The organism is Nocardioides sp. BE266, assembly GCF_031457855.1.
Classification (GTDB): Bacteria; Actinomycetota; Actinomycetes; order Propionibacteriales; family Nocardioidaceae; genus Nocardioides.
In genome coordinates this window covers 667,191-681,758 of record NZ_JAURTI010000001.1, presented here as the reverse complement: position 1 = coordinate 681,758, position 14,568 = coordinate 667,191, and the positions used below count along the sequence as shown (strand labels likewise).

General features: G+C 70.7%; 15 protein-coding genes. 10 read left to right on the top strand and 5 right to left on the bottom strand.

Features of this window, described 5'->3' with window-relative positions; genetic code table 11:
- Positions 1 to 33 precede the first annotated feature (33 nt).
- From J2X46_RS03290 to guaA, 3 genes are all read left to right on the top strand, one after another.
- Positions 34 to 1,662, top strand: coding sequence for a succinic semialdehyde dehydrogenase (locus J2X46_RS03290; RefSeq protein WP_310246820.1), 1,629 nt, complete (start codon positions 34 to 36; stop codon positions 1,660 to 1,662).
- A 1-nt stretch (position 1,663) separates the two neighbouring features.
- Positions 1,664 to 3,373, top strand: coding sequence for a GMC family oxidoreductase (locus J2X46_RS03285; RefSeq protein WP_310246818.1), 1,710 nt, complete (start codon positions 1,664 to 1,666; stop codon positions 3,371 to 3,373).
- A gap of 358 nt (positions 3,374 to 3,731) precedes the next feature.
- Positions 3,732 to 5,309 (top strand): glutamine-hydrolyzing GMP synthase, encoded by a 1,578-nt coding sequence (guaA, locus tag J2X46_RS03280; RefSeq protein WP_310246816.1) that lies wholly within the window; start codon positions 3,732 to 3,734, stop codon positions 5,307 to 5,309.
- A gap of 9 nt (positions 5,310 to 5,318) precedes the next feature.
- Here the strand turns inward: guaA and J2X46_RS03275 are convergent, their stop codons facing one another.
- Positions 5,319 to 6,137 carry a MerR family transcriptional regulator gene (locus tag J2X46_RS03275; protein ID WP_310246814.1) on the bottom strand — a complete coding sequence of 273 codons (819 nt, stop codon included), beginning with the start codon at positions 6,135 to 6,137 and terminating at the stop codon, positions 5,319 to 5,321.
- 101 nt (positions 6,138 to 6,238) lie between these two features.
- On the opposite strand from J2X46_RS03275, the gene J2X46_RS03270 reads away from it, so the two are divergent.
- Together J2X46_RS03270 and J2X46_RS03265 are read left to right on the top strand one after the other, a co-directional pair.
- The gene (locus tag J2X46_RS03270) at positions 6,239 to 7,222 is read left to right on the top strand and encodes a magnesium transporter CorA family protein (protein WP_310246812.1); all 984 of its coding nucleotides are present in this window, start codon (positions 6,239 to 6,241) and stop codon (positions 7,220 to 7,222) included.
- On the top strand, positions 7,219 to 7,545 hold the full coding sequence (locus tag J2X46_RS03265; RefSeq protein WP_310246810.1) for a hypothetical protein: 327 nt from the start codon (positions 7,219 to 7,221) through the stop codon (positions 7,543 to 7,545). The genes J2X46_RS03270 and J2X46_RS03265 overlap by 4 nt, the downstream gene beginning before the upstream one ends.
- 3 nt (positions 7,546 to 7,548) lie before the next feature.
- On the opposite strand, the gene J2X46_RS03260 is transcribed toward J2X46_RS03265, so the two are convergent.
- Entirely contained in the window at positions 7,549 to 7,761 is a 213-nt protein-coding gene (locus tag J2X46_RS03260; RefSeq protein WP_310246809.1) for a hypothetical protein, read from the bottom strand.
- 295 nt (positions 7,762 to 8,056) lie between these two features.
- Between J2X46_RS03260 and J2X46_RS03255 the strand changes: the two genes are divergently transcribed.
- Entirely contained in the window at positions 8,057 to 8,452 is a 396-nt protein-coding gene (locus J2X46_RS03255) for a DUF1801 domain-containing protein (protein ID WP_310246807.1), read from the top strand.
- Between the two features lie 70 nt (positions 8,453 to 8,522).
- Here the strand turns inward: J2X46_RS03255 and J2X46_RS03250 are convergent, their stop codons facing one another.
- The 3 genes from J2X46_RS03250 to J2X46_RS03240 all read right to left on the bottom strand — a co-directional run bounded on the left by J2X46_RS03250 (position 8,523) and on the right by J2X46_RS03240 (position 10,718).
- Entirely contained in the window at positions 8,523 to 8,663 is a 141-nt protein-coding gene (locus J2X46_RS03250) for a hypothetical protein (protein WP_310246804.1), read from the bottom strand.
- A gap of 186 nt (positions 8,664 to 8,849) precedes the next feature.
- A complete protein-coding gene (locus J2X46_RS03245) occupies positions 8,850 to 9,983 on the bottom strand; it encodes a DUF222 domain-containing protein (protein ID WP_310246802.1) in 1,134 nt (377 codons plus the stop codon).
- Between the two features lie 267 nt (positions 9,984 to 10,250).
- Positions 10,251 to 10,718, bottom strand: a complete 468-nt coding sequence (locus J2X46_RS03240) for a nucleoside deaminase (RefSeq protein ID WP_310246801.1) — start codon at positions 10,716 to 10,718, stop codon at positions 10,251 to 10,253.
- 38 nt (positions 10,719 to 10,756) lie between these two features.
- On the opposite strand from J2X46_RS03240, the gene J2X46_RS03235 reads away from it, so the two are divergent.
- From J2X46_RS03235 to J2X46_RS03220, 4 genes are all read left to right on the top strand, one after another.
- On the top strand, positions 10,757 to 11,140 hold the full coding sequence (locus tag J2X46_RS03235; RefSeq protein WP_310246799.1) for a VOC family protein: 384 nt from the start codon (positions 10,757 to 10,759) through the stop codon (positions 11,138 to 11,140).
- Positions 11,141 to 11,244: 104 nt separating this feature from the next.
- Positions 11,245 to 12,960, top strand: a complete 1,716-nt coding sequence (locus J2X46_RS03230; protein ID WP_310246797.1) for a sodium:solute symporter family protein — start codon at positions 11,245 to 11,247, stop codon at positions 12,958 to 12,960.
- 22 nt (positions 12,961 to 12,982) lie between these two features.
- A complete protein-coding gene (locus J2X46_RS03225) occupies positions 12,983 to 13,294 on the top strand; it encodes a hypothetical protein (RefSeq protein ID WP_310246794.1) in 312 nt (103 codons plus the stop codon).
- Positions 13,295 to 13,314: 20 nt separating this feature from the next.
- Positions 13,315 to 14,568 carry a DUF6986 family protein gene (locus tag J2X46_RS03220; RefSeq protein ID WP_310246793.1) on the top strand — a complete coding sequence of 418 codons (1,254 nt, stop codon included), beginning with the start codon at positions 13,315 to 13,317 and terminating at the stop codon, positions 14,566 to 14,568.

Here is a 14,568-nt window from a genome sequence, read left to right as displayed (position 1 = left end):
GCAACGCTCGTCACACCGTCCTACGCTGCGAGGATGAGTGAGCAGACCCCCGCCGGCCCCGATCGTCGAGCTCCCATCACCGACGGCCCCGCCGACCCCGAGCACGACAGCACGGCCGCCTACGGCCTCGACCGCTCGTACGTCGCCGCCCTCACGCGCCGTGTGGTGAGCTCGACCGGCGAGACGCACGCCGTGGCCTCGCCGATCGGCGGCACGCCGCTCGCGCACGTCCCGCAGTCGAGCACCGGCGACGTGGCCGAGGCCTTCGCCCGCGCCCGCCGCGCGCAGGCCGCGTGGGCCGCCACCTCGCTCGACGACCGCGCGGCCGCGCTGCTGCGGCTGCACGACCTCCTGCTCGACCGCCAGGACGAGCTCATCGACCTCGTCGTGTGGGAGTCGGGCAAGGCCCGCAAGGACGCCTACCTCGAGGTCGCCCACCTCGCGCTGACCGCGCGCTACTACGCCCGCACCGCGCACGAGCACCTCGACACCCAGCGCGTGGGTGGCATGTTCCCGGTGCTCACCCGGGCCGAGGTCGGCCGCGTGCCCAAGGGCGTCGTCGGCATCATCTCGCCCTGGAACTACCCGCTGACGATGGCGCTCTGCGACGGCATCCCGGCCCTGCTCGCCGGCAACGCGGTCGTGGCCAAGCCCGACGCGCAGACCATGCTCACCGCCCTGCTCGCCGCCCAGCTGCTCGACGAGGCCGGCTTCCCGCCGGAGCTCTGGCAGGTCGTCGCCGGTCCCGGCCCCGAGATCGGCGGCGCGATGATCGCGGCGGCCGACTACATCTGCTTCACCGGCTCCACCGCGACCGGTCGCCTGATCGCGAAGCAGTGCGCCGAGCGGCTGATCGGCTGCTCGCTGGAGCTCGGTGGCAAGAACCCGATGCTCGTCCTGCGCGACGCCGACGTGCACCGCGCGGCGGAGGGCGCCGTACGTGCCGTGTTCTCCAACGCGGGCCAGCTCTGCGTCTCGATGGAGCGCCTGTTCGTCGCCGACCAGGTCTACGACCGGTTCGTGGACGCCTTCGTCTCGCGCACGCAGGCGATGACGCTCGGCGCCAGCCACCAGTGGAGCGTCGACATGGGCTCGCTCATCTCGCAGGCCCAGCTCGACACCGTCACCGCGCACGTCGAGGACGCCGTCGCCAAGGGCGCGACCGTGCTCACCGGCGGCCGGCACCGGCCCGACCTCGGGCCGTTCGTCTACGAGCCGACGATCCTCGAGGGCGTCTCGGCCGACATGGCGTGCTTCGGCAAGGAGACCTTCGGCCCCGTCGTCTCGCTCTACCGCTTCCACAGCGAGGACGAGGCGATCGAGCGGGCCAACGACGGGCACTACGGCCTCAACGCCTCGGTCTACACCCGCGACGGCGAGCGGGGTCGGGCGGTCGCCCGTCGGATCAAGTGCGGCACCGTCAACGTCAACGAGGCCTACGGTGCGACCTTCGGATCGCTCGGCGCGCCGATGGGCGGCATGCGCGAGTCCGGCATGGGCCGGCGGCAGGGCGCCGAGGGCATCCACCGCTACACCGAGGCGCAGTCGGTCGCGACCCAGCGGCTGGTGCCCATCGCGCCGATGTTCGGCATGTCGGAGGAGACCAACGCCAAGGTGCTCACCGCCTCGTTGCGGCTGCTGAAGAAGCTGGGGCGCGCCTGAGATGGGCACGCACTACGACGTCCTGGTCATCGGGTCCGGCTTCGGCGGCTCGGTCACCGCGCTGCGGCTGACCGAGAAGGGCTACCAGGTCGGCGTCCTCGAGGCGGGCGCGCGGTTCGAGGACGGAGACTTCCCGGCCACGTCCTTCGACGCCAAGCGGTTCCTCTTCGCGCCCGCGCTGGGCTTCTACGGCATCCAGCGCATCGACATGGTCAAGGACTGCATGATCCTGGCCGGCGCGGGCGTCGGCGGCGGATCGCTGGTCTACGCCAACACGCTCTACGAGCCGCTCGACGCGTTCTACCGCGACCCGTCCTGGGCGCACATCACCGACTGGAAGGGCGAGCTCGCGCCCTACTACGACCAGGCCAAGCGGATGCTCGGCGTCGTCCAGAACCCCCGCCACACGCCGGCCGACGAGGTGATGAAGCAGGTCGCCGACGAGATGGGCGTCGGCGACACCTTCCACCCCACGCCGGTCGGCGTCTTCTTCGGCGGGCCCGACGCGACGGCGGGGGAGCAGGTCGCCGACCCGTTCTTCGGCGGCGCGGGCCCGGCCCGCAACGCGTGCCTCAACTGCGGCGAGTGCATGACGGGCTGCCGCCACAACGCCAAGAACACCCTGGTCAAGAACTACCTCCACCTCGCCGAGCAGGCGGGCGCCGTCGTGCACCCGCTGACCACGGTGACGCGCGTGCGGCCCCGCGACGGCGGTGGCTACGAGGTCACCACGCGCTGGACCAAGGCCAAGCTGTCGCGTCGTACGGCGACCAAGGTGTTCACGGCCGACCAGGTGGTCTTCTCGGCGGCCGCGCTCGGCACGCAGAAGCTGCTCCACCAGCTCAAGGGCGAGGGCGACCTGCCCGGCATCAGCGACCGGCTCGGCATGCTGACCCGCACCAACTCCGAGGCGATCCTCGGCGCGCTCGCGCCGTCGGGCTCGACCGTCGACTACACCGAGGGCGTCGCGATCACCTCGTCGTGGCACCCCGACGACGTCACCCACATCGAGCCGGTGCGCTACGGCAAGGGCTCCAACGCGATGGCGCTCATGCAGACCGTGCTCGCCGACGAGACGCCCGGCACCTCGCGGGTGCGCACCTGGCTGCGCGAGCTCTGGGCGCAGCGGCGCACCGCCCTCGACCTCTACGACTTCAAGCACTGGTCCGAGCGGACGGTCGTCGCGCTGGTGATGCAGACGCTCGACAACTCGATCACCACCAAGGGCGTGAAGGGCCGCTTCGGCTGGCGGATGACCAGCGAGCAGGGCCACGGCCTGCCCAACCCGACCTACATCCCGGTCGCCTACGACGCCGTACGACGCATGGCCGAGGTGATGGGCGGGACGCCCGGCGGCAACGTCGGCGAGCCCTTCGACCGGCCGCTCACCGCGCACTTCATCGGCGGCTGCACGATCGGCGACACCCCGGAGTCGGGCGTCATCGACCCGTGGCAGCGGCTCTACGGCCACGACGGGCTCCACGTCGTCGACGGCTCGGCCGTCTCGGCCAACCTCGGTGTGAACCCGTCGCTGACGATCACCGCCCAGGCCGAGCGGGCCATGGCCTTCTGGCCCAACAAGGGCGAGGCCGACCCGCGCCCCGCACTGGGCTCGACCTACCGCCAGGTCGCCCCGGTGGAGCCGAAGAACCCCGTCGTGCCCGACGCCGCTCCGGGTGCCCTGCGGCTCCCGATCGTCGGCGTCAGCTGACCGGACCCATTGGCTGAGAATTCATCCGATCGGGCCGTAACCACGCCTCACAGGGTTCGTTGGGCCGGGTGAGGGGTCCGGCAGTCATGCTCCCTCCCAAGGGTCGGACTCCTCTTTCTCGGACGCTGTTCGTCAGCGGCTGGGAGCAACAGCATCAGGGCCCGGTCAACCCTCCCTCCCCGACCGGGCCCTGGTGCGTTTTCCAGGCGTACGCGGCGAAGCCGCGGCCGCCGTCGGAAAACGGGTCGAGTGGGCCCGGCGCGCGCGAGCGCAGCGAGCGGGAGCCGACGGCCGTATCGAGACACAACCCGGGTCGACCGAGTCGGGGAGTGCTCCCGTGCGTCGATAGACTCCGCTCGTGACGCAGCCTGCAGAGCACGACCTGGTCCTCGTCGTCGACTTCGGTGCCCAGTACGCCCAGCTGATCGCGCGGCGCGTGCGCGAGGCGCGGGTCTACTCCGAGATCGTCCCGCACACGATGCCGGTCGAGGAGATGCTCGCGCGCAACCCGAAGGCGATCATCCTGTCGGGAGGCCCGTCCAGCGTGTACGCCGAGGGTGCCCCCGGCATCGACGACCACGTCTTCACGGCCGGGGTGCCGGTGTTCGGCATGTGCTACGGCTTCCAGCTGATGGCCAAGGGCCTCGGCGGCGAGGTCGCCCACACCGGCGCGCGCGAGTACGGCCGCACCCCCGTCACCGTCTCCGAGGCGGGCACCCTGCTCGAGGGCCTGCCCTCCGAGCACAAGGTCTGGATGTCGCACGGCGACTCGGTCGCCAAGGCCCCGGAGGGCTTCACCGTCCTGGCCTCCACCGACGTCACACCGGTCGCCGCCTTCGAGGACGTGGACCGCGGTCTGGCCGGTGTCCAGTGGCACCCCGAGGTGCTGCACTCCGAGCACGGCCAGAAGGTGCTCGAGCACTTCCTGCACCACATCGCCGGCGCGCGCCAGACCTGGACGATGCTGAACATCGCCGAGGAGCAGATCGAGCGGGTGCGCGACCAGATCGGCGAGAGCGGCCTGGCGATCTGCGGTCTCTCCGGTGGCGTCGACTCCGCTGTGGCGGCCGCCATCGTGCAGCGCGCGATCGGCGACCGGCTGCACTGCGTCTTCGTCGACCACGGCCTGCTCCGCGAGGGCGAGGCCGAGCAGGTCGAGCGCGACTTCGTCGCCGCGACCGGCGTCAACCTCCACGTCTACGACGCCCGCGAGACGTTCCTCGCCGCGCTCGCCGGGGTCACCGACCCGGAGGAGAAGCGCAAGATCATCGGCCGCGAGTTCATCCGCGCCTTCGAGGCCGCCGAGGTCGAGGTGCTCGGCGAGGCGGCCGAGACGGGCGAGAAGGTCGGCTTCCTGGTGCAGGGCACCCTCTACCCCGACGTCGTCGAGTCGGGCGGCGGCGCCGGCACCTCCAACATCAAGTCCCACCACAACGTCGGCGGCCTGCCCGAGGACCTCGAGTTCGCGCTCGTCGAGCCGCTTCGCACGCTCTTCAAGGACGAGGTGCGCCTCGTCGGCGAGCAGCTCGGCCTGCCCGCCGAGATGGTCTGGCGCCAGCCCTTCCCCGGTCCGGGCCTCGGCATCCGGATCATCGGCGAGGTGACCGCCGACCGGCTCGACATCCTGCGCCGCGCCGACGCGATCGCGCGCCAGGAGCTCACCCGCGCCGGGCTCGACCGCGACATCTGGCAGATGCCGGTCGTGCTGCTCGCCGACGTGCGCTCCGTCGGCGTACAGGGAGACGGGCGGACCTACGGCCACCCCGTCGTGATCCGCCCGGTCACCTCCGAGGACGCGATGACGGCCGACTGGGCCCGCCTGCCGTACGACGTCATGGAGCGGATCTCGACCCGGATCACCAACGAGGTGGCCGAGGTCAACCGGGTCACCCTCGACATCACCTCGAAGCCGCCGGGCACCATCGAGTGGGAGTGAGCCGGCTGGCTACCCGACGGGCTGCTGCAGCTCGGTGACCCAGGCGTCCGGGTTGTCCTGCGGCTCCTCGAGGTAGACCTCGCGGCACGTCCCGACCGCGTGCAGGCCGCGCCGCTCGACCTCGGTCTCGAGGGCCTGCCAGGTCTCGCCGATGGTGTCCATCGCGCCGTGGTGGACGACGGTGACCGCGCGTTCGACCGCGGACAGCGTGGACACCTCGACACCCGCGATGCTCTCGGCCTCGGCGCGTGCGTCCTCGGCGATCGGGACGGCAGCACCGATGCCGGTGCGCTCCCCGCGCCCCTCGTACCAGGCGACGTTGGCGCCGGCGGGCTCGATGCCGGCGCCCATCACGCCGCCCATCAGGCGGCCGAACATCGGCCCGATCCGCGCTCCGATCTCCTCCACCCGCTCGACCTCGTCGGTGATCTGGGCGAGCAGGACCGCGGGCAGGGACTTGTCCTCGAACTGCAGGTCTGGCATTTCCATCTCCCTCTCGATGAGCCGGAGCCTCGCCTCGATCCGACCGAGCCTGGCCCGATCTGCCTCGATCGCGTCCACCAGCTCGGCATGCCGGGCGAGCAGCATGGCGCGCATCTCGTGCGCACCGACCTGCGCGTCCAGCACCGGCCCCATCTGCTCGAGGGTGAACCCGAGGTCCTGGAGCGCCAGCAGGCGGTGCAGCCGGTGGAACTGGGCGGCTGTGTACCTCCGGTAGCCGGTGGCGACGTCGACCGAGGCAGGCGGGAGCAGGCCGAGGGCGTCGTAGTGCCGCAGGCGGCGGACCGACACCCCGGTGAACCGGGCGAACTCTCCGATGGTCAACATGATGTCCCCGTTCTAGGCCCTCACACAGTGTCAGGGTCAAGGGCAGCGATCCCTCGTGAATTGCCGTCGCGCCGGCGGCGCGCTGGTGCCACTCTGGGGGGATGGACCTGTGGTTCGTGGATCCCGACGGGATCCGGCCCTTCGACGAGTCGCAGCTCCCGGCGCATTTGGAGCGGACCGACGGGTTCGTCTGGATCGACCTGCTGGCCGAGGACGAGCACGCCGAGCGGGTGCTGACGGAGGTCGCCGGCGCCCACCGGATGGTCGTCGCGGCCTGCCTCCAGCGCAACCACGTGCCGACCGTGCACGGGTACGCCGACCACGTCTTCGTCGTCCTGCACTCGCCCTTCGCCGGCAACGCCGGGCACGTGCACCTGCTCGAGCTCGACGAGCTGGTCGGGCGCCGCTACCTCGTCACGGTGCACGGGCCGATCAACCCGGTCGTCGACCCGGCCGAGTCGCTGCGGGAGACCACCGCCGTACGCAACAGGATCGAGCGCGGCACCTTCCGGCCGGCCTCCCCGGCCGAGCTCTCTCACGGCATCGGGTCAGCGATCGTGCGGTCGCAGCGCGACCTGGTCGCCAGCGTCGCGGAGAGCATCCCGGCGCTGGAGCAGCTGGCCATGTCGAGCGACTTCCGCCGGCCCGAGGAGCTGCTCGAGCGGCTCTTCCTCATCCGCCACGAGCTCATCACCGTGCGCACCATGGCGGCGCAGTCGCACGAGATCTACGCGCGGATCCGCGGCCTCGAGCGCATTGTGCCCGAGGCCGAGAGGGCGTTCGCCGGTGACCTCGCCGAGCAGTTCGACCGGCTGCGCAGCCTCGCCGACGGCGAGAGCCACTTCCTCTTCGGCGTCATCGACCTCTACCAGACGCGGGTCACCACGAAGATGACCGTCGCGATGGAGCGGCTGGCAGTCATCGCCGCGATCACCTTGCCGATCACGGCGCTGGCGAGCGTCTACGGCATGAACGTCATCGTCAACGACTCCACCCACGTGGGGCAGCTCGTCGTGGTGCTCCTCGTGATGGCCTCCATGAGCGCGCTCCTGCTGCGCTGGACCAAGAGGCAGGGATGGTGGTGAGCACGACGGAGCTCCTGCAGACCGAGTTCGCCGCAGCGGCCTCGGCGGTTGCGGCCGCGCGCCCGGAGGTCGACCTCGCCACGGCCCGCGAGCTGATGTCCGAGGCCGCCACCATGCTCGACAACAGCCTGGCCCTCGACTCGCTCTCGGAGTCCGACGCCGCTGTCGTCGTACGACACCTCGCGGCCGACCTGACCGCACTCGACCCCTCGGCCGCCGTGCTGGCCCGCTCGCTCGCCGTGCCCGACGACCCCGCCGGGCTCGACGAGCCGACGGTCGTGGCGGAGACCTACCTCGTCTGCGCCGCGGTGCTGGGGCTCTGAGCCCTAGTCCGTGGGGCCCAGCTCCTCGATCCGGGCACGCAGGCTCCTTTCGGCCTGGCGCCACAGAGTCGCGGAGTGGGCATGCAGGTGGTGCACTGCGGTGCCCGGTCGAGCCCGGTCCCGGCTGACCTCCTGGGCCTGGGCGCGCGCTGCGAAGTCGTCAGCCACGCTGCTCAGCGCGCTGATCGCCGGCGACCCGTCGACCTGCATCGTCATGGACCGAGGATGCCCCGCCCGTCGTCCGTCGTCCGTGGATGGCGACGGATCTGCTCAATTTTGGCTGACCTGGCCCCGGTCGCCCTCGTGGCTACGGGTTCCGCCAACCCTGACGGGCATGGATGATCTGCTCATGGACGGGCTCTCCCTGGTGATGGTCGGCGGGCCGTCAGGCGTGGGAAAGAGCCGTCTGGCCCATGGCCGAGCGGTGCCGTGACCTCGGTCTGCCGGCACTGAGCGCGCGGCCGTTCGCCACCCTGCTCACACGGGTACGGGACGCACTAGGAGTGGACACATGACCGACCGAGCACACCCCGGGGTGGACGCGTACATCGCGCAGCTGCCCGAGTGGCAGCAGGCGATCTGCACCGAGCTGCGCGAGCTGATCTGGGCCACCGACCCCGAGATCGAGGAGACGATCAAACGGACCGTGCAGCCGTACTTCGTCCTCCAGGGCAATGTCTGCGCGCTGCTCGCGACGAAGGACCACGTCAACCTGTTCCTCTACGACCCGACGCTCACCGATCCGCACGGGATCATCAACCAGGGCCACGGCAACGCCACCGGCCGGGCGGTCCAGATCTACGCGGACGACGAGATCGATCGCGACGCCGTGGTCGGGCTCCTCTCGGAGATCGTCGACCACAACCGTCGGGGCGGCTGGCGGAAGCTGCAGGGCGGCTCTGACTAGTACGCCATTGCGTGCCCTGGACGTGCCTGTGGCCCCGCCATCGGGGTGACTGGCGGGGTGCGGGGCAGGGTCATGGTCGAGCTGGTGGTTCGTCCGGGTCGAGGGGTCTGGTGCCGGTGCGGTCGCGGATGAAGTGGTGGCCGTGGGGGCTGGTCCACTCGAAGACTCCGGGCTCGAGCATCCGGTAGGTCCAGGCGGAGTGCGTCTTCAACCTGTGGTGAGTACGACACAAGGCCGCGAGGTTGCTCGTCGTGGTGGGGCCGGGTTGCTCGCGGCCTTCGGCCTCCGCCTGGTCGTCGTACTCGACGATGTGGTCGACATCCGCCCGCCAGGCGGTCTCGTGCAGTGCGGGAACACGCAGGTGCGGTCGCCGAGGATGACCTGCTCGCGGATCCGGTCAGGGATGTCGTAGCCGGGTGCGCTCAGCTCGGCGGTGAGGTCGATGACGGGCTTGATGGTGACCTTGGTCCTGGAGTCGCCGCACCAGGACTTCAACTGGTCGAGCAGGATCAGGCGCTGGCCTTCCTCCATCCCGGCCGGTCGGACCGAAGACCGTGGTTTCGCCGATGGCGGTGGCGTCGAAGTGGGCGTGGATCACCACCTCGCGCGCCGCGGGAAGGGCGGTTCCGAGGTCGGGTCTCGATACGCCGGCTCGTTCCTCGCCGGCTACTCGACCACCTGGAGGAGGTTCCTCGCCGGCTGCTCGACTACCCAACAGAAGAGTGAGGTCGAGGGCGGTCTGGGTGCGGGCGAGGTCCCCCAGCGCGGCTGAGCGGCGTGAGTCGAGCGAGGCCTCGGAGCCGAGGGCCTTCAGGGTCGCGGCGCCGTGGGCGAGCGCGTGGTCGAGGTCGAGGGCGTCGGCGATGTCGAGCTCGGCCTCGAACCGCATGGTGCCGGCGAAGTGGACGTCCTCGTCGTGCAGGGTGGCGTGGCGGGGGTCGACGTGGAGGTAGCCGTCCTCCGGATCCGCCGCGGGGTCGGGGGCGTCGAGGTCGTACCGCTTGATCGTCTCGGCGACGAGCCGGTCGAGCTGCGCGGGGCCGATGCGGCCCGCGACCGCGGCGACCTGCGCATCCACGAAGGCCGCCGCCTCGACAGTGAGGGTAGGAGTCGAGTGGATGGTGGTCTCGGCGACCGACCGGGCCCGCCACGCGGGCACGACACCCGCCTGGACCTGCGCCCACAACTTCGGGAGGCGGTGGCGCAGCTCGAGGGCGTGACCGATGAGCTTCTTCGCCGAGGTGGTCGAGATGCCGAGGACGGCGCAGAGCTCGGCGATGCAGAACTCCGCGACCAGCGGGGTGCCTTCGCCGGCGATGGGTTCTTCGTGCTCGCAGCCGGGGATCGTGAAGGTGGCGGCGTGGTGGATGGACTCTGGCGGGTGGAGGTCGGCCCACCGGGCGGCGAGGTCGAACTGACGGGCTGTCTCGGCGTTCTCGATCTGTCGGGAGGACTTGATCGAGGCGAGCAGGGCGGATGCCGTGAGGTCGTCTGCGACCCTCTCGGCGTCCTGCTCCAGCTTCTCGATCATGTGTTCGACTCTAGGTGATGGCACCGACAATCGGAACGAGCGAGCGGGAATGGTGGAGAGTGGTTTCGAGGCTCGCTCCGCTCGCACCTCAACCACCAATGGGTCCTTGGTTTCGACACGCTCGCTGGCGCTCGCTGCTCAACCAGCGGAGAGGGCTGGCGCTCGCTGCTCAACCAGCGGAGAAGGGCTGTCGCGAGATGCTCAACCAGCGGGGCGGGGCTGTCGCGAGCTGCTCAAGCCAGCGGCGCGGCCATCAGTGAGCAGGTCTCAGACCCAGAAGTCCTCGTGATGCGCTGCGGCGTCATCCTCCAGCAGCGGACCGGTGACGTCCGTGGCGCGGCTGCCCGCGGCGAAGACGTCGCGGGAGGGGAGCATGAGGGTGGGGTTGTCGGGGTGGGCGCCGGTCAGCGACAGCAGTCGCGACTCGGAGAGGGCGTAGACGACGCGCCCGATGCCGGCCCAGTAGATCGCGCCCGAGCACATCGCGCACGGCTCGCAGGAGGAGTAGAGCGTGTGGCGCGGGAGGTCGGCGTACGGGATCGAGGCGCAGGCCAGCCGCACAAGGTTGAGCTCGGCGTGGTGGGTGACGTCGCGCCCGGTGGTCACCGAGTTCTCCGCAGTGAGCACGACGGCGCCGGAGGCGTCGGCCAGGAGGGCGCCGAACGGATGGTTGCCGTGCCTGCGTGCCTCGGCCGAGACCTCGATCGCCCGGCGCAGCAGCTCCTCGTCGTCCATCCCCGAACGATCGCACGGATGCGGTCTACGTTGAGCCCATGACGCGAGCCGTGCACCACCTCGACCTGTGGGTCGACGACGTCGAGATCGCCGAGGGGGAGTGGGGGTGGTTGCTGGCGTGGTGCGGGTGGCAGCGCGAGGAGGGCATGCGGTCGTGGCTGCACGACGACGGGACGTACCTCTTCATGGAGCACTCGCCCGACCAGCACGGCGCGCACGACCGCCTGCTGCCCGGCATCAACCACCTCGCACTGATCGTCGAGAGCCGCGACGAGCTCGACCGGATGCGGGCCGAGTCGACCGAGCACGGGTGGCACGAGATGTACGCCGACCGCTACCCGCACGCGGGCGGTGACGAGCACGTCGCGCTCTACCTGGAGAACTCCGAAGGCGTGGAGGTCGAGGTGGTGGTGGGCGAGTAGGGAGGAGACGATCGCCCGGAGGGGTGGGTGCGCCGAGCGGTTCGCGGGTCTAGGTTGGCGGGTGGTCCAACTGAATCTCGCCCCGACTCTCGGGAGGTAACCGCGTGTCGTCCGACACCTTGATCGACGCATCCTGGCTCGACTACCTGCTGGTGGCGATCTACTTCGCCTTCGTCCTCGGCATCGGTGTGATGGCCCGTCGATCGGTCTCGGACTCGATCGACTTCTTCCTCTCCGGCCGCTCGTTGCCGGCGTGGGTGACGGGTCTGGCGTTCATCTCCGCCAACCTCGGCGCGGTCGAGATCATGGGCATGTCGGCCAACGGTGCCGAGATCGGCCTGCCGACGGTGCACTACTTCTGGGTCGGCGCCGTCCCCGCGATGCTGTTCCTCGGCGTCGTGATGATGCCGTTCTACTACGGCTCCAAGGTCCGCTCGGTCCCGGAGTTCATGTTCAAGCGCTTCGGCACCGGGGCCCACCTCGTCAACGCGATCAGCTTCGCCGTCGCACAGCTGCTCATTGCGGGCGTCAACCTCGCGCTCCTCGCCGGCATCGTGCACGCCCTGCTGGGCTGGCCGATCTGGATCGCCCTCCTCGTGGCCGGCGTGATCGTGCTGTCGTACATCACCCTCGGTGGCCTGAGCGCCGCGATCTACAACGAGGTCCTGCAGTTCTTCGTGATCGTTGCCTCGCTGCTGCCGCTGACCCTGATCGGACTGCACCGCGTCGGAGGCTGGGACGGGCTCACCGACAAGATCACCGCCGCCGCCGCAAACGCGCCCGCCGATGCGGCCGTCGCGCCCGCCTCTCAGCAGCTCGAGTCGTGGCCCGGCCAGGCGCTCTCGGGCTTCGACTCCTCGCTGCTCTCGGTGATCGGCATCGTCTTCGGCCTCGGCTTCGTGCTGTCCTTCGGCTACTGGACGACGAACTTCGTCGAGGTCCAGCGCGCGATGGCCTCCGACTCGATCTCCGCGGCCCGCAAGACGCCGATCATCGGTGCCTTCCCGAAGATGTTCATCCCCTTCATCGTGATCATCCCGGGCATGATCTCGGCGGTCCTCGTGCAGGAGATGATCGACCTCAAGAACGGCGGCACCCCATCCGGCGGCGCCTCCGGCGACGGCGTGGCCTACAACGACGCGCTCCTGCTGCTGATGCGCGACGTGCTGCCCAACGGCCTGCTGGGCCTGGCGATCGCCGGCCTGCTCGCCGCCTTCATGGCTGGCATGGCGGCCAACATCTCCGCCTTCAACACGGTGTTCTCCTACGACCTGTGGCAGCGCTACATCCGCAAGGACCACACCGACGACTACTACCTCCGCATCGGCCGCCTCGCGACCGTCGCGGCCACCGTCATCGCGATCTTCACCGCCCGGATCGCGATGGGCTACACGAACGTCATGGACTACCTCCAGACGCTCTTCGGCTTCTTCAACGCGCCGCTCTTCGCGACCTTCATCCTGGGCATGTTCTGGAAGCGGATGACCCCGACCGCAGGGTGGGTCGGCCTGGTCGCCGGCACGCTGTCGGCGGTCGCCGTCGACCGCCTCGCCGCGGCCGGTGTGATCGACCTCCCCGGCCAGGGCGCTGCCTTCCTCGCGGCCTCGACAGCCTTCGTGGTCGACATCGTGCTGAGCGTCCTGGTCTCTCTGGTCACCGAGCCCAAGCCGGCCTCCGAGCTCAAGGGCCTCGTCTACTCCGAGACGCCCAGGGAGGACCTCGTCGACCCGGACGAGGCCTCGCACCCGTGGTACCGCCGCACCGTCCCCCTCGCCGGGGTCGCACTCGCGATGGTCATCGTCCTCAACATCGCCTTCTGAGACCGGCCCGAGAGGAGCACCCATGTCTGACGACACCACCGACACCAAGGCCCCCCACAAGGCTGGCGCCTTCGACATCCGCAACATCATCGGCGCGCTCATGGGCGTGTACGGCGTGATCCTGGCGCTCGCCGGGATCTTCGGCGACCAGGAGAGCGACAAGACCGGAGGGATCAACGCCAACCTCTGGACCGGACTCGCCCTGATCGTCGTCTCCGCGTTCTTCATCGGCTGGGCGCGGCTCAAGCCGATCGTGGTGCCCACCGAAGTCGACCGTCCCGACGACGACCCGACGCGCCCCGCACCGGCGCGGAAGCGCCCGCCGGTGCACTGACGCGGGTCTAGGGTCTCCGCATGGAGAGCCTGGTGCCCGGTCTCGACCTCGACGAGCTCGCCGCCGAGCTCGACGAGCGGCTGCGGGCGGCCGACGCCGACCTCGCCCGCCACTACCCGGGCGCGCGCCCCGGGCGCCAGCCCGTGCACACCGTCTACGTCCCCGCCGACCGCTTCCACGAAGGCCTCGTCGAGGAGTACGGCACAACGGCGCTGCGCGCCACGGAGGAGCACGAGGCGACCCTGCGCGGCCTCCTCGGCGACGACGACCTGCTGGCCCGGGTGCAGGCGAAGCTCGCCGCCGAGCCCGTCGAGGACCTGCGCATCGACCTCGAGGACGGCTACGGGAACCGGCCCGACGACGAGGAGGACCGCGACGTCGTACGGGCTGCGGGCGAGCTGCGGGCCGCCATCGCGAACGGCACCGCCCCGGCCGGCACCGGCATCCGCTTCAAGAGCTTCGAGGCGCCGACCCGTCGTCGCGGCCTCCGCACGCTGGCCCTCTTCGTCGAGCGCCTCGCCCAGGGCGGCCCGCTGCCGCCCGGCTTCGTGGTGACGCTGCCCAAGGTCACGGCAGTGGAGCAGGTCGAGGCGCTCGTGCACGCCGCCGAGCGGCTCGAGGCGGCGCTCGACCTGGGTGCACTGCTGCGGTTCGAGATCCAGGTCGAGACCCCGCAGTCGATCCTCGGCCCCGACGGCACCGCCCTCGTCGCGCGGATGGTGCACGCGTCGGGCGGTCGGTGCACCGGGCTGCACTACGGCACCTACGACTACAGCGCCTACTGCGGCATAGCCGCCGCCCAGCAGAGCCTCGAGCACCCGGTCGCCGACCACGCCAAGGCGGTCATGCAGGCGGCTGCGGCCGGGACCGGCGTACGCCTCTCCGACGGGTCCACCAACGTGCTCCCGGTCGGCAGCCACGACGAGGTGCGGGCCGCGTGGGCCAACCACCTGCGGCTCGTACGCCGCTCGCTGGAGCGCGGCTACTACCAGGGCTGGGACCTCCACCCCGCGCAGCTGCCGACGAGGTTCGCGGCCACGTTCGCGTTCTACCGCGAGGGCTGGACGACCGCGGCCGCGCGGCTTCGCACCTACGTCGAGCGTCGGGAGTCCGGCGTCCTCGACGAGCCCGCGACGGCGCGGGCGCTCGCCGACTTCCTCCTGCGCGGCCTCGACTGCGGGGCGCTGACGGCGCAGGAGGTCGAGGACGCGACCGGGCTCGACACGCGGGCCCTGGGGACACTGGCGCACCGCGCCGCCGAGGCTGGAGGCTGA